Source organism: Paraburkholderia phytofirmans OLGA172 (assembly GCF_001634365.1).
Taxonomy (GTDB): Bacteria; Pseudomonadota; Gammaproteobacteria; order Burkholderiales; family Burkholderiaceae; genus Paraburkholderia.
In genome coordinates this window covers 3,376,888-3,400,310 of the sequence record NZ_CP014578.1, presented here as the reverse complement: position 1 = coordinate 3,400,310, position 23,423 = coordinate 3,376,888, and the positions used below count along the sequence as shown (strand labels likewise).

The 23,423-nt window shown below is 64.0% G+C and carries 21 protein-coding genes, 2 tRNA genes and 2 pseudogenes; 9 read left to right on the top strand and 16 right to left on the bottom strand.

The window, feature by feature from the left end; translation table 11 throughout:
* The first annotated feature begins 107 nt into the window (after positions 1-107).
* From AYM40_RS14890 to AYM40_RS14880, 3 genes are all read left to right on the top strand, one after another.
* The gene (locus tag AYM40_RS14890) at positions 108-1,436 is read left to right on the top strand and encodes an MFS transporter (protein ID WP_063496876.1); all 1,329 of its coding nucleotides are present in this window, start codon (positions 108-110) and stop codon (positions 1,434-1,436) included.
* Positions 1,436-2,497: a GlxA family transcriptional regulator gene (locus AYM40_RS14885; RefSeq protein ID WP_063496875.1), complete on the top strand. Its 1,062-nt coding sequence runs from the start codon at positions 1,436-1,438 to the stop codon at positions 2,495-2,497. Before AYM40_RS14890 ends, AYM40_RS14885 begins: the two co-directional genes overlap by 1 nt.
* A gap of 146 nt (positions 2,498-2,643) precedes the next feature.
* Complete coding sequence (locus AYM40_RS14880) at positions 2,644-3,150, top strand: acyl-CoA thioesterase (protein WP_063496874.1); 507 nt, start codon at positions 2,644-2,646, stop codon at positions 3,148-3,150.
* 104 nt (positions 3,151-3,254) lie between these two features.
* Here the strand turns inward: AYM40_RS14880 and fumC are convergent, their stop codons facing one another.
* From fumC to AYM40_RS14860, 4 genes are all read right to left on the bottom strand, one after another.
* Entirely contained in the window at positions 3,255-4,655 is a 1,401-nt protein-coding gene (gene fumC / locus AYM40_RS14875; RefSeq protein ID WP_063496873.1) for a class II fumarate hydratase, read from the bottom strand.
* A 16-nt stretch (positions 4,656-4,671) separates the two neighbouring features.
* Positions 4,672-6,291: a phospholipase D family protein gene (locus AYM40_RS14870; RefSeq protein ID WP_063498035.1), complete on the bottom strand. Its 1,620-nt coding sequence runs from the start codon at positions 6,289-6,291 to the stop codon at positions 4,672-4,674.
* 163 nt (positions 6,292-6,454) lie between these two features.
* A complete protein-coding gene (locus tag AYM40_RS14865) occupies positions 6,455-7,864 on the bottom strand; it encodes an MATE family efflux transporter (RefSeq protein ID WP_063496872.1) in 1,410 nt (469 codons plus the stop codon).
* 348 nt (positions 7,865-8,212) lie between these two features.
* Positions 8,213-8,431 (bottom strand): RNA-binding S4 domain-containing protein, encoded by a 219-nt coding sequence (locus tag AYM40_RS14860; RefSeq protein WP_063498034.1) that lies wholly within the window; start codon positions 8,429-8,431, stop codon positions 8,213-8,215.
* A gap of 291 nt (positions 8,432-8,722) precedes the next feature.
* On the opposite strand from AYM40_RS14860, the gene AYM40_RS14855 reads away from it, so the two are divergent.
* Entirely contained in the window at positions 8,723-9,178 is a 456-nt protein-coding gene (locus AYM40_RS14855; RefSeq protein ID WP_063496871.1) for a hypothetical protein, read from the top strand.
* Positions 9,179-9,356: 178 nt separating this feature from the next.
* Here AYM40_RS14855 and AYM40_RS14850 read toward each other — a convergent pair whose 3' ends face one another.
* The 8 genes and pseudogenes from AYM40_RS14850 to fdxA form a co-directional block, all read right to left on the bottom strand.
* Positions 9,357-10,118, bottom strand: coding sequence for a DUF4088 family protein (locus AYM40_RS14850; RefSeq protein WP_063496870.1), 762 nt, complete (start codon positions 10,116-10,118; stop codon positions 9,357-9,359).
* Between the two features lie 331 nt (positions 10,119-10,449).
* Positions 10,450-10,773 (bottom strand): AzlD domain-containing protein, encoded by a 324-nt coding sequence (locus AYM40_RS14845; RefSeq protein ID WP_063496869.1) that lies wholly within the window; start codon positions 10,771-10,773, stop codon positions 10,450-10,452.
* A 92-nt stretch (positions 10,774-10,865) separates the two neighbouring features.
* Positions 10,866-11,621 (bottom strand): annotated as a pseudogene (locus AYM40_RS14840) (AzlC family ABC transporter permease); the annotation flags it as partial.
* Positions 11,622-11,940: 319 nt separating this feature from the next.
* A complete protein-coding gene (locus AYM40_RS14835) occupies positions 11,941-12,768 on the bottom strand; it encodes an AraC family transcriptional regulator (RefSeq protein WP_063496868.1) in 828 nt (275 codons plus the stop codon).
* A 275-nt stretch (positions 12,769-13,043) separates the two neighbouring features.
* Positions 13,044-13,520, bottom strand: coding sequence for a CreA family protein (locus AYM40_RS14830; RefSeq protein ID WP_063498033.1), 477 nt, complete (start codon positions 13,518-13,520; stop codon positions 13,044-13,046).
* A gap of 258 nt (positions 13,521-13,778) precedes the next feature.
* Positions 13,779-13,854, bottom strand: a tRNA-Asn gene (locus AYM40_RS14825).
* A 62-nt stretch (positions 13,855-13,916) separates the two neighbouring features.
* Positions 13,917-13,992, bottom strand: a tRNA-Asn gene (locus AYM40_RS14820).
* A gap of 117 nt (positions 13,993-14,109) precedes the next feature.
* A complete protein-coding gene (fdxA, locus tag AYM40_RS14815) occupies positions 14,110-14,433 on the bottom strand; it encodes a ferredoxin FdxA (RefSeq protein WP_020069367.1) in 324 nt (107 codons plus the stop codon).
* Between the two features lie 280 nt (positions 14,434-14,713).
* On the opposite strand from fdxA, the gene pncB reads away from it, so the two are divergent.
* The 5 genes from pncB to AYM40_RS14790 all read left to right on the top strand — a co-directional run bounded on the left by pncB (position 14,714) and on the right by AYM40_RS14790 (position 20,747).
* Positions 14,714-15,910 carry a nicotinate phosphoribosyltransferase gene (gene pncB, locus AYM40_RS14810; RefSeq protein ID WP_063496867.1) on the top strand — a complete coding sequence of 399 codons (1,197 nt, stop codon included), beginning with the start codon at positions 14,714-14,716 and terminating at the stop codon, positions 15,908-15,910.
* 181 nt (positions 15,911-16,091) lie between these two features.
* Positions 16,092-16,754, top strand: coding sequence for a LutC/YkgG family protein (locus AYM40_RS14805; RefSeq protein ID WP_063496866.1), 663 nt, complete (start codon positions 16,092-16,094; stop codon positions 16,752-16,754).
* 67 nt (positions 16,755-16,821) lie between these two features.
* Positions 16,822-18,249, top strand: coding sequence for a sodium:proton antiporter (locus AYM40_RS14800; protein ID WP_063498032.1), 1,428 nt, complete (start codon positions 16,822-16,824; stop codon positions 18,247-18,249).
* Between the two features lie 66 nt (positions 18,250-18,315).
* Positions 18,316-19,305 (top strand): 2-hydroxyacid dehydrogenase, encoded by a 990-nt coding sequence (locus AYM40_RS14795; RefSeq protein ID WP_063496865.1) that lies wholly within the window; start codon positions 18,316-18,318, stop codon positions 19,303-19,305.
* Positions 19,302-20,747: a DNA recombination protein RmuC gene (locus AYM40_RS14790; protein ID WP_063496864.1), complete on the top strand. Its 1,446-nt coding sequence runs from the start codon at positions 19,302-19,304 to the stop codon at positions 20,745-20,747. The genes AYM40_RS14795 and AYM40_RS14790 overlap by 4 nt, the downstream gene beginning before the upstream one ends.
* 160 nt (positions 20,748-20,907) lie before the next feature.
* On the opposite strand, the pseudogene AYM40_RS43460 reads toward AYM40_RS14790, so the two are convergent.
* From AYM40_RS43460 to mobA, 4 genes and pseudogenes are all read right to left on the bottom strand, one after another.
* Positions 20,908-21,033 (bottom strand): annotated as a pseudogene (locus AYM40_RS43460) (GNAT family N-acetyltransferase); the annotation flags it as partial.
* Positions 21,033-21,308: a hypothetical protein gene (locus AYM40_RS14785; RefSeq protein WP_028199219.1), complete on the bottom strand. Its 276-nt coding sequence runs from the start codon at positions 21,306-21,308 to the stop codon at positions 21,033-21,035. The gene AYM40_RS14785 and the pseudogene AYM40_RS43460, both read right to left, overlap by 1 nt.
* A 112-nt stretch (positions 21,309-21,420) precedes the next feature.
* Positions 21,421-22,722: a gephyrin-like molybdotransferase Glp gene (gene glp / locus AYM40_RS14780; RefSeq protein ID WP_063496863.1), complete on the bottom strand. Its 1,302-nt coding sequence runs from the start codon at positions 22,720-22,722 to the stop codon at positions 21,421-21,423.
* Positions 22,723-22,798: 76 nt separating this feature from the next.
* Positions 22,799-23,413, bottom strand: coding sequence for a molybdenum cofactor guanylyltransferase MobA (mobA, locus tag AYM40_RS14775; RefSeq protein WP_063496862.1), 615 nt, complete (start codon positions 23,411-23,413; stop codon positions 22,799-22,801).
* Positions 23,414-23,423 lie beyond the last annotated feature (10 nt).

The window sequence follows — 23,423 nt, the reverse complement described above, 5'->3', positions numbered from 1 at the left end:
AGCGGGTGGGGGGCGGCTGGCTGGAATTGATGCATCATTGTCATTCCTGCCACTTCCGGCCATGTGACGATCCGGGTATCGCCACTTTCGCCGCCCGAGGCCTACCGATGCCGCCGTCCGCTGCTTCTTCCACCGCTTCTTCCACCGCTTCTTCCATCGCTCCTCCCACCGCTCCTCCCCCCGCCTCCGCCGCCGTTTCTTCTCTGGCCGCCGGTCAAACCGGCGCCGGCCATTCCGATCCCGACGGCCGGCGCGCCGCGCGCGTGCTGGCGGTCTGCCAGGCGCTCTACACCTCATCTGTTTCGATCGATCTGACCTTGACCGGTCTGGTCGGCTACACGCTTGCCGACGACAAGGCGCTCGCGACGCTGCCGTTCTCGCTGATTACCGTCGCCGCCGCGCTGACCACGATCTTTGCGTCGTTCCTGATGGCGCGCATCGGCCGGCGCGCGGGCTTCGTGCTCGGCGCGGGTGTCGGCGCGCTGGGCGGGGTGGTGTCCGTCTGGGCGATTTTTCATCACAGTTTCTGGGCGTTCTGCGCCGGCACGGCGACGGTCGGTGTGTTTCAGGCGTTCGCGCAGTATTACCGGCTGGCGGCCGCGGACGCCGTCGGAATCGAAGGCAAAAGCCGCGCGATTTCGACGGTGCTCACCGGCGGCGTGGTGGCGGCCGTCTGCGGGCCGCTTCTCGCCGCGTGGAGCAAGGAGTGGCTCGCGCCGGTCGCGTTCGCGGGCTCCTATGCGCTTGTCACCGGCTTCGGGCTCGTATCGATTGCCATGCTGGCGTTCCTGTATCGCGACGCAGCACCGCCCGCGAGCGTAGCGGTGACTCACGAACCGGCCCGGCCGCTCGGCGAAATCGTCCAGCAGCCGATCTTTGCCGCGGCGCTCGCCAACAATGCGCTCGGCTATGCCGTGATGATGTTCGTGATGACCGCGACGCCGATTGCGGCGGTCGCATGCGGCCACACGATCGGCGACGGCGCGGCGATCATTCAATGGCACCTGGTCGGCATGTTCGCACCGTCGCTGTTTTCCGCGCGGCTGATCCGGCGCTTCGGCGTGCTGCCGGTGATCGGGGCGGGGATCGCGCTGTCGGCGCTGTGCGGTGTGTTGGCGTTGCGCTCGACCGATCTGCCGCACTTCTACGCGGCGCTCGCATGTCTCGGCGTGGGGTGGAATTTCATGTTCGTCGGCGGCTCGACGCTGCTTGCACAATCGTATCGGCCGTCCGAGCGGGCCAAGACGCAGGCAACCAGCGAATTCACGACCTTTGCGTTTTCCGCGCTGGGCTCGCTGTTCGCCGGGCAATTGCTGGCGCGCTTCGGCTGGGCGACGATCAACGCCGCGATCTTTCCGCTGCTCGGGATGGCGGCGTTGGCCACGCTGGGGTATGCATGGTCGAGTAAGCGGCAACTCGCGAAGGGGGGTTCCTGATGGCTACGCGTCATATCGTTTTCGCGGTGGCGCCGGAGCTTGTGTTGCTCGATGCGTGCGGACCGCTCGAAGCGTTCTGGCGCGCTGAGTTGACGATGGCGGCTGGGGCTGGCTCAAACAGCGAGCCAACCGGGCCGGTCGCCTATCGCGCGACCGTCGCGTCGATCGACGGCGGCGTGTTGCAAACCTTCCCGGGTCTGCCGGTCGTCACGCAACGGCTTGATTCGCTCGACGACCAGCCGATCGACACGCTGATCGTCCCGGGCGTCCCGATCGACCCACACTGCAGGTTGCAGCCGGAACTCGTCGCGTGGATCAGGCGCCGTGCGCCGCAGGCGCGGCGCGTGTGCTCGGTCTGCACGGGCGCCTTCTATCTGGCGGCGGCGGGCCTGCTCGACGGCCGCCGCGCGACCACCCATTGGCGCGACGCGCCGCATCTCGCGCGCCGTTTTCCCAACGTGCAGGTCGACGCCGATCCGATCTTCATCCGCGACGTGGGCCACGGGGAAGGCGCGGGCGTCGTCTGGACATCGGCGGGGGTGACGGCGGGCATCGATCTGGCGTTGGCGCTGATCGAAGAAGATCTCGGCCATGCGGTCGCGATGCAGGCGGCGCGGCGGCTGGTGGTGTTCATGAAGCGGCCCGGCGGCCAGTCGCAATTCAGCGCGGCACTGGCAGCACAGGCGTCGGCGGGCGGACCGTTCGAGGCGCTGCATAGCTGGATGGCGGCCCATTTGCGCGACGACCTGTCGGTCGAGCGGCTGGCCGAGCGCGCGCAGATGAGTCCGCGGACTTTCGCGCGGCGCTACGTGGACGAGGTCGGCCGCACGCCGGCTAAAACCGTGTCGGCCTTGCGTCTGGAGGCGGCCGCGCGGGTGCTGGCGGAGTCGCGCCGGCCGCTCAAGCGGATTGCGCTCGATTGCGGCTTCGGCAGCGAGCAGAACTTGCGGCGCGCGTTTGTGCGGCGCTTCGGCGTAATGCCGCTCGAGTATCGGGAGCGTTTCGAGTCCGCAGCCGCGCCGCGGCGCGAGTCGGCCGCGGTTGCTGCCGAGGCGAACTGAAGGGGGCGGCAGGCCCAAATTCGACGAAAGTATGATGGCCGTCCACGCCGAAATTCGGCAAGATAACCCCATCCGGCCCGCGACGAAGTCAATTTCGGGCTCGTATAATCGCCTCCTTTAAATGCATCCGATTGACCGGAGTCAAGATGAGCACGCCTGCCTTAGCGCCGCTGGACCGTTCCGAAACCACCTTCCGTTTTCTCGCCGAGCCCAGCTCGGTCAACTTCGGCGGCAAGGTGCATGGCGGCGCGTTGATGAAGTGGATCGACGAGACCGCGTACGCGTGCTCGGCGGTGTGGTCGGGGCGCTACTGCGTGACGGTCAGCGTCGGCAATATCCGCTTTCGCCGGCCGATCCTGGTCGGCAACCTGGTCGAACTGCGCGCGCGGGTCGTGGCGACGGGCCGCACCAGCATGCACATCCACGTGTCGGTGCAGGCCGGCGATCCGAAGGGCGGCGAGCTGCTGCAAACCACGGACTGCCTGGTGGTAATGGTGGCCGTCAACGAGAACGGCCACCCGGTGCCGGTGCCGGCGTTCGTGCCGGAAACGGATGAACAGAAGCGCCTCGCCAAGTACGCGATGGACGTGAAAGAAGCGCTCGACGCGATCGTCGAATTGAAGCCGGAAGAGGTCGCGCAGGGGAAGATTTAAGCCGAGCCCGCAGGCCGCGCGATCGTTGCATTCGCGGCCTGCTGTTCAACGCGCGCCGGGAAATCGGCCAACCGGGCAAAAGTGCCGCCCGATCGTGTAGCGGCTCACCCGGCCGAATGCCCGACCATATCCTTCGGCCGTACCCATTCGTCGAACTGCTGCTCGGTGACATAGCCGAGCGCGAGCGCCGCCGCCTTCAGCGTAGTGCCTTCCTTGTGCGCCTTCTTCGCAATCTGCGCGGCCTTGTCGTAGCCGATGTGCGGATTGAGCGCCGTCACCAGCATCAGCGATTCGTTGAGCAGCGTATCGATGCGCTCGCGATTCGGCTCGATGCCCACTGCACAGTTGTCGTTGAAACTGTGCGCGCCGTCGGCGAGCAAACGGACCGATTGCAGCACGTTGTGCGCGATCATCGGTCGGAACACGTTCAACTCGAAGTTGCCGCTCGCGCCGCCGATATTCACCGCGACGTCGTTGCCGAACACTTGCGCGCACAGCATCGTCAAGGCTTCGGACTGGGTCGGATTGACCTTGCCCGGCATGATCGAGCTGCCCGGTTCGTTTTCCGGAATCGACAGTTCGCCGAGCCCGCAACGCGGGCCGCTTGCGAGCCAGCGGATGTCGTTGGCGATCTTGTTCAGGCTCGCCGCCACTGTCTTCAATGCGCCGTGCGCGAACACCAGCGCGTCGGCCCCGGCCATGACTTCGAATTTGTTCGGCGCGGAGACGAACGGCAAGCCGGTCAGCTTGCCGATCGCGGCCGCCACCTTGTCCGCGAATTGCGGATGCGCGTTCAACCCCGTGCCGACCGCCGTGCCGCCCTGCGCGAGTTCGTACAGATGCGGCAGCGCCGATTCCACATGACGAATGCCGTGATCGAGTTGCGCGACGTAGCCTGAGAACTCCTGGCCGAGCGTCAGCGGCGTGGCGTCCTGCAGGTGCGTGCGGCCGATCTTGACGATGTCGGCAAAGGCTTTCGCCTTGCCGTCGAGCGTATCGCGCAGCGTCTTCAGCGCGGGCAGCAGATGCTTGACGGCCGCATAGGCGGCGGCCACGTGCATTGCCGTCGGAAACACGTCGTTCGACGACTGGCCGCGATTCACGTCATCGTTCGGATGCACCTTGCGCGCTTCGCCGCGCTCGCCGCCGAGCAGCTCGCTCGCGCGATTCGCGATCACCTCGTTGAGGTTCATGTTGGTTTGCGTTCCAGAGCCGGTTTGCCAGACCGCGAGCGGAAATTCCTCGGGGTGCTTGCCGTCGATGATCTCATCGGCCGCTTGCATGATCGCCTTCGCCTTGCTCTCGTCGAGCACGCCCAGACCCAGGTTGACTTCGGCAGCGGCGCGCTTGATGACGGCCAGCGCGGTGATCAGTTCGGGCGATTGCTTCTCGGACGAAATACGGAAGTTCTGCAGCGAGCGCTGGGTTTGCGCGCCCCATAGACGAGTGTTCGGTACGGCGATTTCACCGAACGTATCGCGCTCCATTCGTACGTCTTCAGTCATGGTTCAACTCCGCTTTTCAAAGTTCTGCGTTGACGGGCAATAGGGAGAATAGACCCGTTAGCGCATTCCGGTAAAAGCCCGCTTGGGGATCGAAGATATAGGTGCGGCGCGCGCCGTCCTCGACGTCGGTCCAGACGAGCGGCGACAGGGGCGCGCCGATCGAGCGCAGATAGGCGAGTTGCGCCGGATCCGCGAGTGTGACGTGGTAGCTCGCTTCGGGCGCGATGGCGCGTTCGAAGATCCGCGCGACCTGTTCGGCGAGCACCGGGCTATGGATGACCAGCGTCTGCTCGGTATTCAGATTGGCCGAGCGCGGATCGAGATTCATCGAGCCGATCACCAGAATCTTGCGGTCGATGACATAGGTTTTTGCGTGCAGGCTGGTTCGCGAGCCAGATCCGGCGAAACCGGTGCTCGGCACGCTCTGCTGCGGTTTGAATTCGTACAACTCCACGCCTTGCTGTAACAGCGGCACGCGGAAGGGGCTATAGCCGGCTTGCACGGCCACCGCGTCGGTTGCCGCGAGCGAGTTGGTCAGCACGGCGATCCGTACGCCACGATGCGTCAGTTCGCCGGCCGCTTTGACACCGGCCTCGTGCAGCACAAAGTAGGGCGAAATGACCAGAAAATCTTTCTGCGCGTCGCGCATCAGTTCGGCGAGTCGCTGCATCGGCGGGCTGACGTAGTCCGGCGACGGATGTTCGATTTTCTCCGGCAGGTCCGCCTTGAATTCGGCCGGCGCCCATGTCAAGCCGAGTTGATCCTGGGCAATCTGCGAGGCGAGCGGGGTAGCGTTCAGCGGCTTCGCGTTGTACGGATCGGCGTTGGTGCGCCAGTGCTGGCGTAAATCGTCGCGCGTCTGGTCGAGCTCCTTCGCATCGAATTTCTGTTTGTTCAGCACCCGCAGCGGATAGGCGATGCTGCTGTTCCAGTAGTCGTCGAAACTGGCGGAGACGTCGGCGGCAATTGGGCCGGCGGCTAGCACGTCAAGGTCGCGGAACTGCAGCGTTTCGCTGGCGCTGAAATATTCGTCGCCGAGGTTGCGGCCGCCGACGATGGCCAACTGGTTGTCGGCGATCATCGACTTGTTGTGCATGCGGCGGGTGAAATGGCCGATCTGCGTGAACACGTTGGTGGTGCGTTCGAACATGCCTTCCTGCGCGCTGCCGAACGGATTGAAGACGCGGATATCGATATTGTCGTGCGAGTTCAGACCTGCCATCGTACGGTCGATGTCCTTGAAGTTCAGATCGTCGACCAGCATGCGCACTTTCACACCATGGTCGGCCGCATAGAGCGCGGCGCCGAGCAGCAATTTGCCGGTGGTGTCCTCATTGGCAATGTAGTACTGCATGTCGAGGGTTTTTGTTGCCGCGCGCGCGAGCGCGATGCGCATCTGCAAGGCGTCGGTGCCGCTCGATAGGAGCCGGAAACCGGACTCGTCCGGATGCGCGGCTTCGAGCGGCGCGAGGGCCGTGTGAAGCGGCGTTGTTTCAGTGACGGGCAGTGCGTGGGTGACCGGACGGTCGAATGCGGTGGCGGGAGGTTTGGTGGCGCAAGCGGTTAAAAATGCCGTTGCGCAGCACAGCAGGAAGAAATGTCTCGCCGTCCCCCAGTCCCGCAAGGGGACTTCCATCGGGGCGAGGGACTGCGTCCGGTGCGTGCTGAACGCGTGCTTGCTATGCGGTGCAGCCTGATTTTGATTTTGATTTTGACGCCACGACACGCTGTTTCTCCCGTTTGCAGGCCTCTCATGGCGGCAGCGGGTGTGGCTTGCTTACGCCGCCGAGAAATCCATTCTAAGCGGAATCAGGTGCCGCGCCGGGTGTGACTGGCACGCGTCGCAAGCTCAGTTTGTGAAAGCGCAGCGTCATCAGCAGCGCAACGCTCGCGAGACCGGCCGCGAGTCCCCACCACAAACCGCGTGCGCCCAGCCCGAAGTGGAATGCCAGCACGTAACCGGTCGGAAAGCCGATGACCCAGTACCCGAAGGTCGCGGCGATCATCGGCACGCGCGTGTCCTTCAGCCCGCGCAGGCAGCCTGAGCCGACCGTCTGCATGCCGTCGACGATCTGGAAGATCGCGGCCACGCCGAGCAGCGAGCTCGCCAGGGCGACCGTGGCTGCGTTAGCGGGGTCGTCGAGGTGCAGATAGAGGCCTACGATCCAGTGCGGCGCGGCGATCAGCACAATGCCCGACAGCGTCATGAAGCCGATGCCGAGCGCGAGCGCGACGAAACCTGCGTGGCGCGCGGCGAGCGGCTGGCCGGCGCCGGACCAGTAACCGACCCGCACATTGGCCGCCTGGCCGATCGCGAGCGGCACCATGAAGGCTACCGAAGCGACATTCAATGCGATCTGATGCGCGGCCAGTTGCGATTCGCCGAGCAGGCCGACCATCAGGCCGGTGGCGAGGAACAGGGTCGACTCGACGCCGTAGGTGATCGCGACCGGCCAGCCGATGCCGAACAACTCGCCCATCAACGGCACGTTCGGCCGTGTCGCGACAACGAAGTGTTTATAGCGTGGCCGCAGATGCAACAAGGCCATCAGCACGAGCGCGCTCAGCCACACAGTGATCGAGGTGGCCGCCGCCGAACCGAGAAAGCCGAGGCGGGGCAGTCCGTAGACGCCGTGAATCAGCCCGTAGTTGAGAAAACCGTTGACGAACACGCTGACGAGCGACACCCACAGGAGCCGCTTGGCGGCGCCGATGGCCGGCAGGAACGAGCGCATCAGGCCGACGCCGATCAGGCTGCCGAGCGAGCCCCAGCGCAGCACCGCCGCGTATTCGCCGACATTGTGCGCAAGCAGCGTGGGTTCGCCGAACGCCAGCAGGATCGGTGTAGCGAACGACAGCAGGAAGAACGCGGGCACCGACAGCAGTACCGACAGCACCAGGCCGGTCCAATAGATATGCGGCACACGGCCCTCGTCCTGCGCGCCGCGCGCATGCGAGACGCTCACGCTGACGGAGGTGAGCACGCCCTGCAATAGCGTGACCACGACGAAGAACAGGTTGGCGCCGAGGCCGCCGGCGGCGAGCGCGTCGGGGCCGAGCGAGCCGAGCAGGATCGTGTCGGTGACGCCCATCGCCATTTGCGAAAGTTGCGCAATGGCGAGCGGGGCCGCGAGCCGAGCGGTGTCGGCCGCGTGGCGGGACAGGGTCGGCGGTCGGGCGGCCACCCGGGTGAAGCCGGATTGAGTCATGGAGCGCTTGGAAGCAGAAGGGGCAACAGCGTGGCGGCGGGCGCAAGCCGGGTGGCTCGCGGGGCTTGCGCGCGGCCGGTGAGGCGGCGACATGCGCAGGTTCACCCGAAGCGTAGGGCGGCTGTCAGCCGATTGTTTGTCTGTCGAAACCGACAGCTTATTGCTTGGGCGCGGGGATGTCGATGGAGGAAGCACGATTTTGGTGCGCGCGGCCTTCCGGGTTTTCGGACTCAACGCCCCGGATGACGGGCCGTTGGTCACCAGTCTTCGATTTCGAGTTCGCGGCCGCCAGTCGCCGGTTCAGCGTTTTTGGCTGCGGGTGTGCCCCGGGACCGGCGAGGCAGCGCGTCAAGCCTCGTGCACTGCGATTCGCGTATCGCCGAACAGCACGACCTGACCCGCGCGAATTTTGCAGGTCTTACGCGTCTCGACCCGGCCGTCGACGGTCACCGCGCCGTCCGCGACCATCATTTTTGCCGACCCGCCGCTGTCCGCGAGCCCCGTTATCTTCAGGAGATTGTGCAGTTCGACGTAGTCGCCGGTCAGTGTGAAATCGAGGTTGGGCATGGCGTTTGCACCTTGAAGCAAAGGGTTCGCATGATAAGCCAGAAGCTTGCCCTGAATGACAGTCCCCGTGGGACGGGACCGTACTCCGGCAATTGAAAGCAGATGTTATGCGTATGTTATGAAGTTGTCGGAAAGTGAAACGTTCCGTAACACGGGTCGTATGTTTGGAAATTCACTCGTAAAGTTCGTCCTTGCAGCAAAGCCTGCTGCATTCTTCCAGCAATGACTAGACCGGGCGTGCCGCGCCGGATACGGCGCCCGCGTCACAACAACTTTAGAGAGGATTTAGCCATGACCCAGATTCGTACGCTCCTGATCGGTACCGCCCTGACTGCTTTTGCCGCTACCGCCGCGCTCGCGCAGACCGCGCGACCGGCCGCCGGTATCAACGGCCAGGCACAGATTCAGACCCAAGGCGCCGATGTCGCGCCCGCAGCGCCGGCCGCGCAGGGTGTGCAGCCGGCGGCGCCGGCGCCGACGCGTCTGACGGCATCGGGTTCGCCCGATCCGCTGGTCCAGAAGCGCGACGCCAACGCACAGGCGAACGCCGAATACAAGGCGTCGAAGAAGGCGTCCAAGGCGGAGTTGAAGCAACAGCAAAAGGCTGCCAAGTCGCAGTACAAGGAGCAGGTGCGTGATGCCAGGATCAATCAGAAGGCCGACAAGCAGACTGCCGACAATGAAATGAAGATGAACATGCAAGGCGGGGCTGCCGATCAGGATAACGGCGCTGACGTGAAGCACTAAGCCTGAGTCTGAAGCACATGGCGTGGCGGCAATCCTGGCCGCCGCGTCGCAAGTCGCGGGCGCCAGCGTCAGGTGCGCCGACAGCGACCGGGCTGGCCGCGGCCGCGCAGGCGAAGATCGAGATTGGGGCCAGGCTCAGGACGATGTGGGATTGAACCTGCTTTTGCCGCTACTGCCGCTACTGCCGTTGCTGCTGTTGTGGAGCCGGACGCGGCGGCACGAAGAAATTGCGCAGCCATGCGGCGAGACGTGAGAACACGTCATACGGTTCTTCGACGAAAATCTCCGGCTTCAGCAAGCGCAGGTACTCCATGATCTGCTGCGCTTCCTGCTTCTGGAACGAGCCGTGCGAAATCCCCAGGCGCAACAGGCCGCGCAGTTCGCCGAGCTTTTCGCGCGCGGAGCTGCCCACACCGGTTTCACATGCCACTTTGGCTTCGTAGACGCGTTGACGCAGTGATTCCACCAGACGCCAGGCCGGCGTCTGCATGACTTCCTCGAGCGCCTGGATGTCCTGCGCCGCGCCCTTGATCTGCGCCGCAAGCGGATCGATCAGCGCAGCGTCGCCTTCCGCTTCCTTGACGATGGCCGCCGCCCAGTCGCGGCACTGCTTGGCGAGCTCTTCCGGCGTCCATTCCGAGCGGGCCGCAAAGCCGAAACCGAATTCTTCCGCCTGCCGCATCAGAATCGCCACGACGTCCGGGAATTCCTTGTCTAGCGTGCGTTTCGCCCACGCGTACTGACCACCTTGCAACATTCGCTGAACCGCATGTTCTGTCAGCGGCACGATATTGTCGAGCAGCTTGGCGCGCAAAAAGTCCTCAAACGACGGCGTCGCGAACTGCGGATCGAGCTTCAGCGAAACCCGCAAAAAAGCGTCGAAGTCCTTGCGCAGCGTCGCAATGGTCTCGTCTTTGAGCTTGAGGGTGATTTGACCCATGTGTTATCCCGTTTGGTCCTGCCGCGCGGCCTCGTCAAGTCGCCCGACCGTAGCCGGGCCCTGTGAGACGCGACGCCAAATGCCGTCGCGGTTGATTCCTGCCTGTTGCCGCGTAACCAGCGGGATGGTTCCCGATGAGCGGACCTCGACATCATATCGGCGGAATTAAGGGAAACTTAAGGGTGGGCGAGGTTTTGGCGGCGGCCTTGGAGGGATGCGTCGCCTGTGGGGGGCCCGTGGGCGGTGGGCGCCTGCACCATGCCGGGACAGCCGCGCCGCGCGCCCATGACAACGTGGGCGCGAGAGGCATGATGTGGCCCTCGAACAGCGCCTATTTGAGCACGACGCCTTGCCAGACAAAAAAGACCGTCAGGCCGACCGCAATGGTCAGGAGTGGCCGCCGCGTCAGCGCGCTGACCGCGACGGCCGCCAGCGCCCCGACCAGTTGCGGATTGCGCCAGGTCAATTCGGCACTGGTGCCGTGCGGCGAGACCGCCATCGGGACGATAATCGCGGTTAGCACAGTAACGGGTACGAAACCAAGCGCGGTGCGCACGAGCGGCGGGAACACCAGCCGGTCGCCGAGCACGAAGACGGCGGCGCGGATCACCCACGTAATGATGGCCATGCCGAGGATCAGAACGACGTAGTTCATCGCGATGCCTCCATGGTTTCCTGCGAAGTTTCCTGCGAGGTTTTCCGCGGGGCTTCCCGCAGGGCATCCTGCGAGGTGTCGCGCGAAGCTTCTCGCGAGGATTCGCGATTCTCCCGCGCGCCTCGCCCAAGCCACGGCACTGACAGCAACACTCCGATTACCACGCCCGCGAACACCGCGCCGAGCAGGCCGAGCTTGTACGGCCATGCTTGCCAGAAGAAGGCCAGCGTGCCGGCGGTCACGGCCGCCGCGATGTAGCGCAGCGCGACGAGTTGCGGCACGACGATCGCGATAAAGGTGGCAACCATCGCGAAATCGAGCCCGAGCGACTGCAGGCCCGGAAAGGCGGCACCGAACAGCAGGCCGGCAACGGTCCAGAGCTGCCAGTTCAGGTACATGGCGAGCCCCGCGCCAAAGAAGTAGTGCGGGCCGATCGTGCCGGGTTCCCGATGCCGGTAATGTTCCCACGCGACCGCGAAAACTTCGTCGGTGAGCAGTGCGCCGAGCGCCCAGCGCCAGCGCGCGGACAGATGCGCGACATGCGGCGCGAGCGTTGCGCTGTACAGCACGTGACGCAGGTTGACGACGAGCGTGGTCGCCCAGATCACCGCAAAACTCGCGTGACCAGCGATCAGGCCCAGCGCGATGAATTGCGCGGAGCCGGCGAATACGACGAGCGACATCAGCTGCCCGTGCCATAGATGCAGCGGGCCGGATGCGACCAGGGTGCCGAAGATCACGCCGAAGGGCGCCGCACCGACCATCATCGGGATGATGTCGCGCGCGCCGGCGGTGAATTCTTTTAAGTGGCTAGAGCCTGAAGGCTGGCCGGGGTTGGAATGGGTCAATCTTGCCTCCTTGATTTGGGAAGCATAGCGATTGGCGGTGGACGGGGCTTGTACGTTCTTGCGGTGGCGAGTCCAGGATGTCTTGTCAGGTTGCGGGGCGGCCGGCTGGAGCGCATGGACGACGGCTCTGCGAGAGGCGGGGACGGATGCTTATATAGAGTGGCTGGAAGGACCCGCTCGCAGGCTGAGTCGTGCGGCGTATGGCTGGCCAGGTCCAGGGCGCGCGGCGAATAGGTGGCGGCCGTGCAGCCGTCCGTGCGAGTCGAATGCGTCGCAAGCCCGCTGTGCCAGGTGCCTCGCCGTGCCGGACGGTGTTGTCTCAGGCGCCTTGCCAGCGCCCCGGCGGCACCCCGAACATGCGCCGGAAATGGCGTGTGAAATGACTTTGGTCCGTGAAACCACTCGCTGCGGCGACATCCGTCACTGAGACACCCGCGCGCAACGGTGCGAGTGAGCGTTGCAGGCGCACCTGGTTGCGCCACGCGTGCGGTGGCAGGCCGGTAGCCTGATTGAACAGGCGTGCGGCGTGAAACGGCGACAGTCCCGCTGCCCGCGCCACTTCCGCCAGCGTGACAGGTTCGGCGAGGTCGCCGGTCAGGCGCTCCTGCATTGTGGCGACGCGGGCGTCGTCGGCGGCGAGGCGCGACGGTTCCGGCTGCGTTTGCGAGTAGCGGACCAGCAAGGTGGACAGCGCGTCGAGCATGGCGGCCTCGGCGGCAAGCGGATCGTCGCCGGCCTCCAGCAGACAATGCGCGTGCGCCAGCCGCTGCGCCAGATCGTGATCGCGGATCACCCCCGGCGCGAACCACGGCAACGCCTTTGGCTTGCCGGCGACCTCGTTGGCGAGCTCGTGAATGAAATCCACGGGTGCATATATCACGCGATATCGCCAGCCTGCCTCGACAGCCTTGGAACCCGTGTGCAATTCGCCAGGATTGATGATCGGCACACTGCCCGCTTCGGCGACATAGTCCGAGCCGCGATATCGATACCCCTCGGCTCCCGCGACGATCACCGGAATCGTGTACGCATCGTGCCAATGCGGCGTGAACTCGTGATTGTGATATTCGGCCGTGAGCAGATCCGCGCCGGGCAGAAGCGGCGTGCGCCAGTAGCGGGCGGAATCCTGAAAGCGATGGGCGGTCATGATGAAAGTCCGGTGGTCCGGTGGTCCGGTGGTCCGGTGGTCCGGTGGTCCGGTGGTCCGGCAACCCGGCGGTCCGGCGGTCCGGCAATCCGGCAACCCGGCAACCCGGCAACCCGGCAACCCGGCAACCCGGCAACCCGGCAATCCGGCAATCCGGCAATCCGGCGGTCCGGCAACCCGCCTGGACCAGTCAGTGTAGCGCGCCGTGGCCGCTACCGGTGCCGTCACTCACGAGTGCATGCCTTTGCGTAGTGAGTTTTGCCGTTGGACGGTGATTACTTGACTGGGATCGTCGTACCAGCCGGCATCGGCACGGCGCTTACGCTGTTTTTCGCGCTGCCGCTGACGATGCGGTCGCTGTAGGTCATGTACACCAGCGTGTTGCGCTTCGCGTCGACCACCCGCACCACATGCAGCGATTTGAAGATCAGCGACATGCTTACGGAGAACACGTCTGCCTGCTGTTTCACTGGCCCCGTGAAGTGAATCGCGCCGACCTGACGGCAGGCGATTGACGCTTCGGTCGGATCTTCGGCGATGCCGAGCGTGCCCTTGATGCCGCCAGTGCGCGCCCGCGAAACGTAGCAGGTCACACCCTGGACCAGCGGATCGTCATAGGCTTCGACGACCACGCGGTCCGAACCTGTGATGTGGAAGTTGGTATTGACGCTGCCGACTTCTTCGCTGTGTGCCGGGGAAAGCAGCAGGGCGGCAGTGACTGCAAGCGCGATGCGCAACAAGGTCGGTTTCATGAGATGGCCGGGAATGAGCTTTTGGGTTGGGCGCGAGAAGGTGTTACGCCGATAAAACACCATCGTATAACGGTGTGCCCGTCAGAGGGTCGGTGCAAATGCCCGCAGCAGGCCATGCGTTATCTTCCGGCCGGAACAAACCAGCCCTCCCCGGACTGGGCCGCCTGATCTGGCATTGAAACAGGCTGGACCAAAACGGCAGACCAAAACGCCGGGCCAAAATAAAAAGGCCCGCACGAATGCGGGCCTTCCAAATTTTGGCTCCTCGACCTGGGCTCGAACCAGGGACCTACGGATTAACAGTCCGGCGCTCTACCGACTGAGCTATCGAGGAACAGCAGTACCACTTGATCTACATAAAAAAGCCCGTATTGGTTAACGGGCTTTTGCAATTCTTGGCTCCTCGACCTGGGCTCGAACCAGGGACCTACGGATTAACAGTCCGGCGCTCTACCGACTGAGCTATCGAGGAACAGAACAACAAACAGCAGAGAAGCGAAATTGTAGGGGCAGCTTAAGCACCTGTCAATACCTTGCGTTCATCTCGATTTGGGTCGGATTCGGCAGGGCGGCAGACAGGCCGCGCCGCTCAACGTGCGAGCAGGGCCAGCTTTTCCTTCACGTCCTTGAATTCGTCGGCTTCCGGCAACGGCGCTTTGGTTTTGGTAATGCTCGGCCAGTTCTTCGCCAGATCGGCATTCAGCTCGATGAAGTTCTGCTGGTCGCCCGGCACGTCTTCTTCGGCATAAATAGCGTTTACCGGGCATTCGGCGACGCACACGGCGCAGTCGATGCATTCATCGGGGTCGATCGCGAGGAAGTTGGGACCTTCGCGAAAGCAGTCCACCGGGCACACATCGACGCAGTCGGTATAGCGGCACTTGATGCAGCTTTCGGTCACAACGTGAGTCATTCAGGCAGCTCCTGCATGCGGAATCAGGGGAGGCGAAACGCCAAAAGCGCTATTGTAACGTAACGTCAAGAGCCGCATACGGCATCGGGGAATGCCTTTTATACGTTTTCGTGATTAGTTTATGGCGTCCGGCGAGAGCCGCCCGCCCGCGCGATCAATCCGGGCGCATTCGGGTAACATGCGTCAAGCCGACGCGCAAGGGGCGCGCCGCCCGCGCATGGGTTGACGCCTTTGGTCGAGTCAAGCCTTCCGTTTTTCCAGCAGTCCCGTTCGCACCATCATGATTATTACTTCGCTGCTCGACACCGATCTGTACAAGTTCACGATGATGCAGGTGGTTTTGCATCACTTTCCCGCGGCGAATGTCGAGTACCGGTTTCGCTGCCGCACGCCGAATGTCGACCTCGTGCCGTATATCGACGAGATTCGCGGTGAAGTGCGCAAGCTGTGCGATCTGCGCTTTACCGACGACGAGCTCGATTACCTGCGGCGCATGCGCTTCATCAAGGGCGACTTCATCGAGTTTCTCGCGCTGTTCCATCTGAACGAGAAGTACATTTCGATCGAACCGTCGCCGAAGGGCAATGGCGAAATCGACATCGAGATCAAGGGGCCGTGGCTGCACACGATCCTGTTCGAGATACCGATGCTCGCGATCGTCAACGAGGTCTACTTCCGCAACACCCAGCAAAAGCCTGATTACAGCGAAGGGCGCGGCCGTCTCGTCGAAAAGATCAAGCTGCTGGGCGCGCGCCCGGAATTCGCCGACTGCAAGATCGCCGACTACGGCACGCGCCGCCGCTTCTCGAAGCAATGGCACGAAGAAGTGACGCTCACGCTGAAAGACGGTCTCGGCGAGCAATTCGCCGGCACCAGCAACGTCTTCTACGCGATGAAGCACAACCTCACGCCGCTCGGCACGATGGCGCATGAATACTTGCAGGCGTGCCAGGCGCTGGGTCCGCGGCTGCGCGATTCGCAGATCTTCGGGTTCGAGATGTGGGCAAAGGAGTATCGCGGCGACCTCGGTATCGCGCTGTCCGACGTGTACGGCATGCAGGCTTTTCTGCGCGACTTCGACATGTACTTCTGCAAGCTGTTCGACGGCGCGCGCCACGATTCCGGCGATCCGTTCGACTGGGGCGAGCGCCTGCTCAAGCACTACGAGGCGAACCGCTGCGACCCGCGCACCAAGATCCTCGTGTTCTCCGATGCACTCGACATTCCGAAGGTGCTGCAACTGTACGAGCGTTTCCGCGGCCGCTGCAAGCTGGCATTCGGCGTGGGCACCAATCTGACCAACGACCTGGGCTACAACCCGTTGCAGATCGTCATCAAAATGGTTCGTTGCAATGGTCAGCCGGTGGCGAAGCTGTCGGATTCGCCGGGCAAGAACATGTGCGAAGACAAGGCCTATCTCGCGTATCTGCGTCAGGTGTTCGGCATTGCGCAGCCCGAGGAAGACGTTGTGAAGTAATGCGGCGCCGGCGCGGCCCATGTGCGGCTCGCGTGCCGATACGTCGCGGAGGCCGCGCTCGCCGCGTGGCCGATGCGTGGTCGATATGCGGCCATAGGCCGTTCGGCCAGGGTGTTTGCGCGCAGGGTGGCCGGTATAATCCTCGCCATATCGCACGGCTGTCGACACGAGGATTTCGCATATGGACACATCGATTGCCCGCCGCAACATCCTGGCGCGCATCCGCGCAGCACAGGGGCGCGAGCCTGAGCCGTCTGTTTCCGAGCGCGAGGCGGCTGCGGATTATCTGGCACGCCATCCCCAAGGCCCGCGTCCGGAGATGCCGTCCGATCTGACCACGCGCTTCATTGAAGAAGCGCAGAAAATGGCAACCACGGTCGATACGGTCGAAACGCTGGACGAGGTGCCTTCCGCCGCGCATCGGTACCTTACTGAACACGCCTTGCCGCTGCAGGCGATCGCCTGGCAAACCCTGCAAGATCTGCAATGGGCCGAGGCCGGCCTCAACGTCGAATTCCGCAAGCCTGAAGATGGCGACGTGGTCGGGCTCACCGGCTGCTTCTGTGCGACTGCGGAGACGGGCACCGTCGTTCTGTTGTCCGGACCGGAAACCTATGCATCGGCAAGCCTGCTGCCGGAAACGCACATAGCAATCGTGCCGGCTTCGCGCATCGTCTCAGGACATGAAGAGGCGTTCGGGCTGATCCGCAGCGAACGCGGCGAGCTTCCGCGCGCGGTCAATTTCGTCTCGGGGCCATCGCGCACCGGCGATATCGAACAGACTATCGTGCTTGGCGCACATGGACCTTATCGGGTGCATGTGATCGTCGTACGTGGCGCCTGAGCGCGACGAGCGTCGGTGTCTCCGCGCGGCGCGCACGGCCGGCCGCAGTAACAAGGACTTCAAGAATATGAAACGACATGCCGTAGCGTCGAGCATGGTGCTCGCCGCTGCACTGACGTTGGCGGCGTGGCCTCAGCTGGCCTCGGCGGCTACGCTCGACGGCGCGACTTTGTCGGCGCTATGGGGCTTGCCGTTTGCGGGCGTGTTGTTGTCGATCGCGGTGTTTCCGTTGATCGCGCCGGCATTCTGGCATCACCATTTCGGCAAGATCGCGGCAGCGTGGGCGCTAGTGTTCCTGGTGCCGTTTGCGCTTACCTTCGGCATGGGCATTGCGTTCGGTACGCTGGTCCATGCGGTGCTCGAAGAATACATTCCGTTCATCGTGCTGCTGACGGCGCTTTATACGGTCGCGGGCGGCATCTGCGTGCGCGGCAATCTGCATGGCACACCGCGGCTGAATACCGCAATTCTCGCTTTGGGCACTTTGTTGGCCAGCATCATGGGTACGACCGGCGCGGCGATGCTGCTGATCCGCCCATTGCTGCGCGCCAACGGCAACCGCAAGCACGTCGTTCATGTCGTGGTGTTCTTCATCTTTCTGGTAGCAAACGCGGGCGGTTCGTTGTCGCCGCTCGGCGACCCGCCGCTCTTTCTCGGCTTCCTGCAGGGTGTGGGTTTTTTCTGGACCACCACGCATCTGGCGTTGCCGATGCTGTTCGTCTGTGTCGTGCTGCTGGCCGCGTTCTATGCATTGGACTCGTACTATTTTCATCGGCGGGAAGAAGAGCGCTCGCGCTTTCTCGATCCCACACCGGATTCGCCGCCGCCAGGCGTCGAGGGCATGATCAACTTCGTGCTGCTCGCTGCCGTGATTGCGCTGGTTTTGATGAGCGGACTCTGGAAGTCGGACGTCGCGTTCGACGTCTTCGGGACGCACGTCGCGTTGCAAAATGCCGTGCGCGATATCGCGCTGATCGGTGTCACCTTGCTCTCGCTGGCGCTGACGCCGCGCGCTGCACGCGCGGGCAATGACTTCAACTGGGCGCCGATTGAAGAGGTCGCCAAACTGTTTGCCGGCATCTTCGTGACGATCGCGCCGGTGATCACGATCCTGCGTGCCGGCGAGGCGGGTGCGTTCGCCGGCATTGTCCATCTGGTCAATCCGTCCGGCCAGCCGCACGACCTGATGTACTTCTGGGCGACCGGCCTGCTATCGTCGTTTCTCGACAATGCCCCGACCTACCTGGTGTTTTTCAACCTGGCCGGCGGCGACGCGCAGATGCTGATGACCACCGGCGCCACCACGCTCGCGGCGATCTCGGCCGGCGCGGTGTTCATGGGTGCCAACACGTATATCGGCAATGCGCCGAACTTCATGGTGAAAGCGATCGCGGAGGCGCGCGGCATTCGCATGCCGAGCTTTTTCGCGTATCTCGGCTGGTCGGTTGCGGTGCTGATGCCGCTGTTTCTCGTCACAGGCTGGCTGTTTTTCTGACGGCTGGTTTCACCCTTATTCTGATGCCGAGGCAATTGAACTCGACGCGCTATTCGGAGAATTGCAATGCAGAAGATCCTCGTCACCCGTCCGATCTTTCCCGATGTGATCGAACGGCTCAAACAGTATTTCGACGTCGACTGGCACCAGGGCGACGTGTTGTCCGCCGAGGAGCTGACGCACCGTCTCGCGGAAAAAGATGGCGCGCTGACCGCGGGCGATCCGGTCGGCGCGGCCGTGCTCGCCGCGGCGCCGCGTCTGCGCGTGGTGTCGAACATGGCGGTGGGCTACAACAACTTCGACATGGCCGCGTTCAACGCGGCGAACGTACTCGGTACCAATACGCCGGACGTGCTGAACGAATCGACCGCCGATTTCGGCTGGGCACTGATGATGGCAGCGGCGCGCCGCATTGCCGAATCGGAGCACTGGTTGCGCGCGGGCAAATGGCAGAAGTGGACCTATGATGGCTTTCTCGGCACCGACCTGTACGGCTCGACGCTCGGCGTGATCGGCATGGGCCGGATCGGGCAGGCGCTGGCGCGTCGCGCGAAGGGCTTTAACATGCGCGTGATCTATCACAACCGTTCGCGCGTCGCGCGGGAGATCGAGGCGGAGCTGAACGCGGAATACGCGTCCAAGCAGGATCTGCTGCTGCGCGCCGATCACGTGGTGCTCGTCTTGCCGTACACGAAGGAGAACCATCACACGATCGGCAGGGCCGAGCTTGCGCAGATGAAGCCGACCGCAACGCTCACCAACATCGCACGCGGGGGCATTGTCGACGATGCGGCGCTAGTCGAAGCGCTGCGCGCGAAGCAGATTGCCGCAGCCGGTCTGGATGTTTACGAAGGCGAGCCGAATCTGAATCCGGATCTGCTGAGCGTGCCGAATGTCGTACTGACGCCGCACATCGCCAGCGCGACCGAAGCAACGCGCCGCGCTATGGCGAGTCTCGCGGCGGACAATCTGATTGCGGCGCTGGGTGAAGGTCCGCGCGCCGGCCGGCCGCCGAATCCGATCAACCCCGAGGTCATCGGCAAGGCGCGTTCATGACAATGATTCTGGTGGCGGCCGTTGCAGGGCTGGCGGTCGCATTGGTCATCGCGTTGGCATTGTTGATGCGCGGCAATAGTCGCGCTGAAGGGAGCGAGCAATTCGAGATTCTCAGCGAACGTATCGACGCAGCGGCAGATGCGCAAGCGCATGCCTATGAGCGGCTCGAGCGGCAGCTGCGCAATGACATTGCCGAAACGGCGCGCGTCTCGCGTACCGAGCAGAGCAGTGGGTTCGCGCACTTTCAGCAAACGCTGGCATCGCAATTCAGCAGTATGACGACGGTGCAGGGCGGCAAGATCGACGGCTTCGCGCAGCAACTCGATGCGGTGCGCCACAGCCTGCAGCAACAGGCGCAGCAGGCACGCGATGAGCAAGGGCGCACACTCAAGCAGTTTGGCGAGACGCTGACCTTGCAGCTGGGCCAACTTACCGAGGCGAACGATCGCCGCTTCGCCGAGGTGCGCGCGACCATCGAGCAGCGGCTGAAAGACATCGAGGCGAACAACTCGACCAAGCTCGAAGAGATGCGCCGCACTGTCGACGAAAAACTGCACGCCACGCTAGAACAGCGTTTGGGCGAATCGTTCAAGCTGGTGTCGGACCGGCTGGAGCAGGTGCATCGCGGTCTCGGTGAAATGCAGACGCTGGCTGCGGGCGTCGGCGACCTGAAGAAGGTGCTCACCAACGTCAAGACGCGCGGCACGTGGGGTGAAGTGCAGCTCGAGGCATTGCTCGAACAACTGCTGACGGCGGATCAATACGCGAAGAACGTCGCGACGGTGCCGAAAAGCGCCGATCGCGTGGAATTCGCGATCAAACTGCCGGGCCGCGCGGAGACGGGGGGGGCTGCCACACCGGTCTGGCTGCCGATCGATGCCAAGTTCCCGCGCGAAGACTATGAGCGGCTGATCGAGGCGCAGGAACGCGCCGATCCCGTTGCGGTGGAGGAGGCGTCGCGTGCGCTCGAAGCGCGGATACGCGCCGAGGCGCGCACGATCGCGGAAAAGTATGTGTCGCCGCCGCATACCACCGATTTCGCGCTGCTGTTCCTGCCGACCGAAGGCCTGTACGCGGAAGTCCTGCGTCGGCCCGGCCTGACCGATCTGCTGCAACGCGACTACCGCGTGACGATCGCCGGCCCGACTACGCTCACCGCGTTGCTCAATAGTTTGCAGATGGGTTTCCGCACGCTGGCGATCGAGAAACGGTCGAGCGAGGTGTGGCAAGTGCTCGGCGCGGTGAAAACGGAGTTCGGTAAATTCGGCGACGTGCTGGCAAAGACCAAGGCGCAGCTTGAAACCGTGACGCGTTCGATCGAAGCCGCGGAGACACGCACTCGCGTCATGAATCGCAAGCTGCGTGACGTCGAGGCGTTGCCGGGTGAAGCGGCGAGCGGGTTGCTCGGAGATGCGCTATCGGGCGTGGATTCCGACGAGTAGTAGAGCCGGGCGAGGTTCTCCGGACTGATTTCTCGCGACGCTGCTGATCGGTTTCAGCGGCGCCCGGCTTGGTGGACGCAGTACTCGGGAAGCGGTGCCTGCGGCCAGTCGTTCCAGCGCGTCGCCCGTCAGGCGCACGACACGCCTATCCGGCATCGCCGTTGCGCAAACCGTCTTCGGTCGCGACAAATACGTGCGTGAGGCTTTCGAATTCGGCCAGCTCGTACGTCAGCGCGAAGATGGCGCCAGTATCCGGAGGCGTCGCGGCGCGGATCGTCGCGGTCATTACGCCTCTTCCGGCGCGTCGGTCAGCTGGATTTCGATGCCGCCAAAGCGCGACGCCACCCAGTTGTACGCGTGGCAGGCAATCCACAGCAGAACGAAGCCGAGAATCGCGTTCAGCAGCAGCGCGCTGAACACCGTGCTCAGTTCGACCGAGCCGTAGCGGATGAATGCCACCAGCACGCCGAGCAGCACGATCGGCACCGAGAATGTCAGGTACACGAGGATAAGCGCTTTGGCTGTCTGTCCCGGTGCAATGAACGAGATCTGTTTTTTCATGTAAGTCAAACCCGTGTGTCGTAGTGGTAATGGGTAAAGCTGCAAATGAGGCCGCGAAAGAGGTTGCAGGTAAGGCTGTAAAAAAGCCGCAACGGCAGGGTTCCCTCAGGCGTCAGATGAGCCCGTCGAACAGCATGATATCGACGTGCTCGCCCTCTGCAATATCGGCTTCATCGTGCCCGAGAACGATGAAACAATTTGCTTCGCTCATCGAACTCAGCACGCCGGAGCTTTGCGAGCCGGTTGGGATGACATGCCATTGACCGTGCGCATCCTGCTCGGCGACGCCGCGCTGGTACTCGGTGCGCCCGGCGCGCTTGCGGATGATCTGGCGGCTGGCGGCGCGCAACAGCGGCTGTGCCTGCGGCGTTGCGCCGGACATCAGCAGCAGCGCTTCGCGCACGATCTGGTAGAACGTCACCATGACGGCCACGGGATTGCCCGGCAAACCGAAGAATAGCGCCGGCAGCCCGAGCCCAGGGTGGTCGCCGGACCAGACGCGGCCAAAAGCGAGCGGCCGGCCCGGACGCATTGCGAGGCTCCAGAACGCGACGTCGCCGAACGCCTGCAGCAATTGTTTGGTGAAATCCGCCTCGCCGACCGAGACGCCGCCCGAGGTCAAAACTACGTCCGCACTGGCTGCGGCGCTGCGCAATGCGGCTTCGAGCGCGGCGGGTTCGTCGCGCACCACGCCGAGATCGAGCGTATCCAGGTTCAGGCGCCGGAGCATCGCAAACAGCGTGTAGCGATTGCTGTCATACACCGAACCCGGGTCGAGCGGCTCGCCGAGCGAGCGCAATTCGTCACCGGTGGAGAAAAATGCGACGCGCAAGCGCCGCCGCACGTTGACTTCGCCAATGCCGAGCGAAGCCAGCAAACCGAGGTCCGACGCGCGCATGATGCGGCCGGCGCGTAGCGCGGCATGGCCGCGGGCGAGGTCTTCGCCGGCGAGGCGCCGGTTGGCGCCGGCCCGCACGGCGTTGGTCGCAAAACGGATCGAGGTGGAATCGGCGCTGCGCTCGACAAGCTCCTGTGGCACGACCGTGTCGCAGTCGGCCGGCATGCAGGCGCCCGTCATGACACGCACGCATTGCGTCGTGTCGACGTGGCCCGCGAACGGATGGCCAGCCAGCGCTTTGCCGACGATCGTCAAATCGACTGCAGCCTCATTGGTTGCCAATGCCGCGCGCTTGAACGCGTAGCCGTCCATCGCCGAGTTGTCGTGCGCAGGGACGTCGATCGGCGAGACGATGTCGGCCGCCAGCACGCGGCCGAGTGTATCGCGCAAGGCCACGCGTTCGACGGCCGTGACGGGCGTTGCCCATCGACGGACGATCGCCTGGGCGGCCGAAACAGGGAGCGAGTGAGGATCGTACTGCGCGACGCAGCGGGAAAATTCGTTAAGCGTGGTCATGAAGAGGGCTGGACGTCGCGACCGGAGGCGGGCGCGGCTGTTGCCGTGCGGCCGGAGCAGGATTTCAACCGGGGCCTCAGCAACGCTCGAGGTCGGCGAGTTCTTGTAGCGAATTGATATTGTAAAACGCGCGCTCGTCGGTAAAAGCGACTTCGACCGTCTTGTGGCGCGCGTACCACGCGCGAACCTTACGCTCGCCGGCTTCCAGAAAGGCTGCCAGGTCGTCCGCGAGACTCGTGCGCAGCAACGCGAACACGGGATGGAGCGAGACGTGGCCATCGGCGTCGGTGGTCGTGACGGTGGCGATATCGGCCTGATTCGAGTCGAGTGCCTGCGCGAGGCGCTCGGCGAGTTCGGCGGGCAGTCCGGGCGTGTCGCAGGGCGCGCTCAGCAGGTACGCGGTGCCGGCCGCGCGCAGCCCGGCGAGCAGGCCAGCCAGCGGTCCGGGAAAGCCGGGCACGGTATCGGCTAGCACCCTGGCGCCGAACGGTGCGCCGAGTGCGCTGTAGACATCAGGGTGACGATTGGCGCTGATCAGCAGGGCGCCGGTTTGCGGCGCGAGCCGCTTCAGCACCTGGGAGACAAGCGGCTCGCCGTGCAGCGTTTGCAGTCCCTTATCGAGGCCGCCCATACGCATGCCGCGTCCGCCCGCGAGGACCAGACCGGTGATGTGTTCGCGTGTTGGGGTCATGGACTCGGCC

What these genes read in the sequence shown, in the direction of transcription:
- AYM40_RS14890 (WP_063496876.1), top strand. Translation starts at nt 108, where the DNA reads ATGCCGCCGTCCGCTGCTTCTTCCACCGCTTCTTCCACCGCTTCTTCC.
- AYM40_RS14885 (WP_063496875.1), top strand. Translation starts at nt 1,436, where the DNA reads ATGGCTACGCGTCATATCGTTTTCGCGGTGGCGCCGGAGCTTGTGTTG.
- AYM40_RS14880 (WP_063496874.1), top strand. Translation starts at nt 2,644, where the DNA reads ATGAGCACGCCTGCCTTAGCGCCGCTGGACCGTTCCGAAACCACCTTC.
- fumC (WP_063496873.1), bottom strand. Translation starts at nt 4,655, where the DNA reads ATGACTGAAGACGTACGAATGGAGCGCGATACGTTCGGTGAAATCGCC.
- AYM40_RS14870 (WP_063498035.1), bottom strand. Translation starts at nt 6,291, where the DNA reads ATGGAAGTCCCCTTGCGGGACTGGGGGACGGCGAGACATTTCTTCCTG.
- AYM40_RS14865 (WP_063496872.1), bottom strand. Translation starts at nt 7,864, where the DNA reads ATGACTCAATCCGGCTTCACCCGGGTGGCCGCCCGACCGCCGACCCTG.
- AYM40_RS14860 (WP_063498034.1), bottom strand. Translation starts at nt 8,431, where the DNA reads ATGCCCAACCTCGATTTCACACTGACCGGCGACTACGTCGAACTGCAC.
- AYM40_RS14855 (WP_063496871.1), top strand. Translation starts at nt 8,723, where the DNA reads ATGACCCAGATTCGTACGCTCCTGATCGGTACCGCCCTGACTGCTTTT.
- AYM40_RS14850 (WP_063496870.1), bottom strand. Translation starts at nt 10,118, where the DNA reads ATGGGTCAAATCACCCTCAAGCTCAAAGACGAGACCATTGCGACGCTG.
- AYM40_RS14845 (WP_063496869.1), bottom strand. Translation starts at nt 10,773, where the DNA reads ATGAACTACGTCGTTCTGATCCTCGGCATGGCCATCATTACGTGGGTG.
- AYM40_RS14835 (WP_063496868.1), bottom strand. Translation starts at nt 12,768, where the DNA reads ATGACCGCCCATCGCTTTCAGGATTCCGCCCGCTACTGGCGCACGCCG.
- AYM40_RS14830 (WP_063498033.1), bottom strand. Translation starts at nt 13,520, where the DNA reads ATGAAACCGACCTTGTTGCGCATCGCGCTTGCAGTCACTGCCGCCCTG.
- fdxA (WP_020069367.1), bottom strand. Translation starts at nt 14,433, where the DNA reads ATGACTCACGTTGTGACCGAAAGCTGCATCAAGTGCCGCTATACCGAC.
- pncB (WP_063496867.1), top strand. Translation starts at nt 14,714, where the DNA reads ATGATTATTACTTCGCTGCTCGACACCGATCTGTACAAGTTCACGATG.
- AYM40_RS14805 (WP_063496866.1), top strand. Translation starts at nt 16,092, where the DNA reads ATGGACACATCGATTGCCCGCCGCAACATCCTGGCGCGCATCCGCGCA.
- AYM40_RS14800 (WP_063498032.1), top strand. Translation starts at nt 16,822, where the DNA reads ATGAAACGACATGCCGTAGCGTCGAGCATGGTGCTCGCCGCTGCACTG.
- AYM40_RS14795 (WP_063496865.1), top strand. Translation starts at nt 18,316, where the DNA reads ATGCAGAAGATCCTCGTCACCCGTCCGATCTTTCCCGATGTGATCGAA.
- AYM40_RS14790 (WP_063496864.1), top strand. Translation starts at nt 19,302, where the DNA reads ATGACAATGATTCTGGTGGCGGCCGTTGCAGGGCTGGCGGTCGCATTG.
- AYM40_RS14785 (WP_028199219.1), bottom strand. Translation starts at nt 21,308, where the DNA reads ATGAAAAAACAGATCTCGTTCATTGCACCGGGACAGACAGCCAAAGCG.
- glp (WP_063496863.1), bottom strand. Translation starts at nt 22,722, where the DNA reads ATGACCACGCTTAACGAATTTTCCCGCTGCGTCGCGCAGTACGATCCT.
- mobA (WP_063496862.1), bottom strand. Translation starts at nt 23,413, where the DNA reads ATGACCCCAACACGCGAACACATCACCGGTCTGGTCCTCGCGGGCGGA.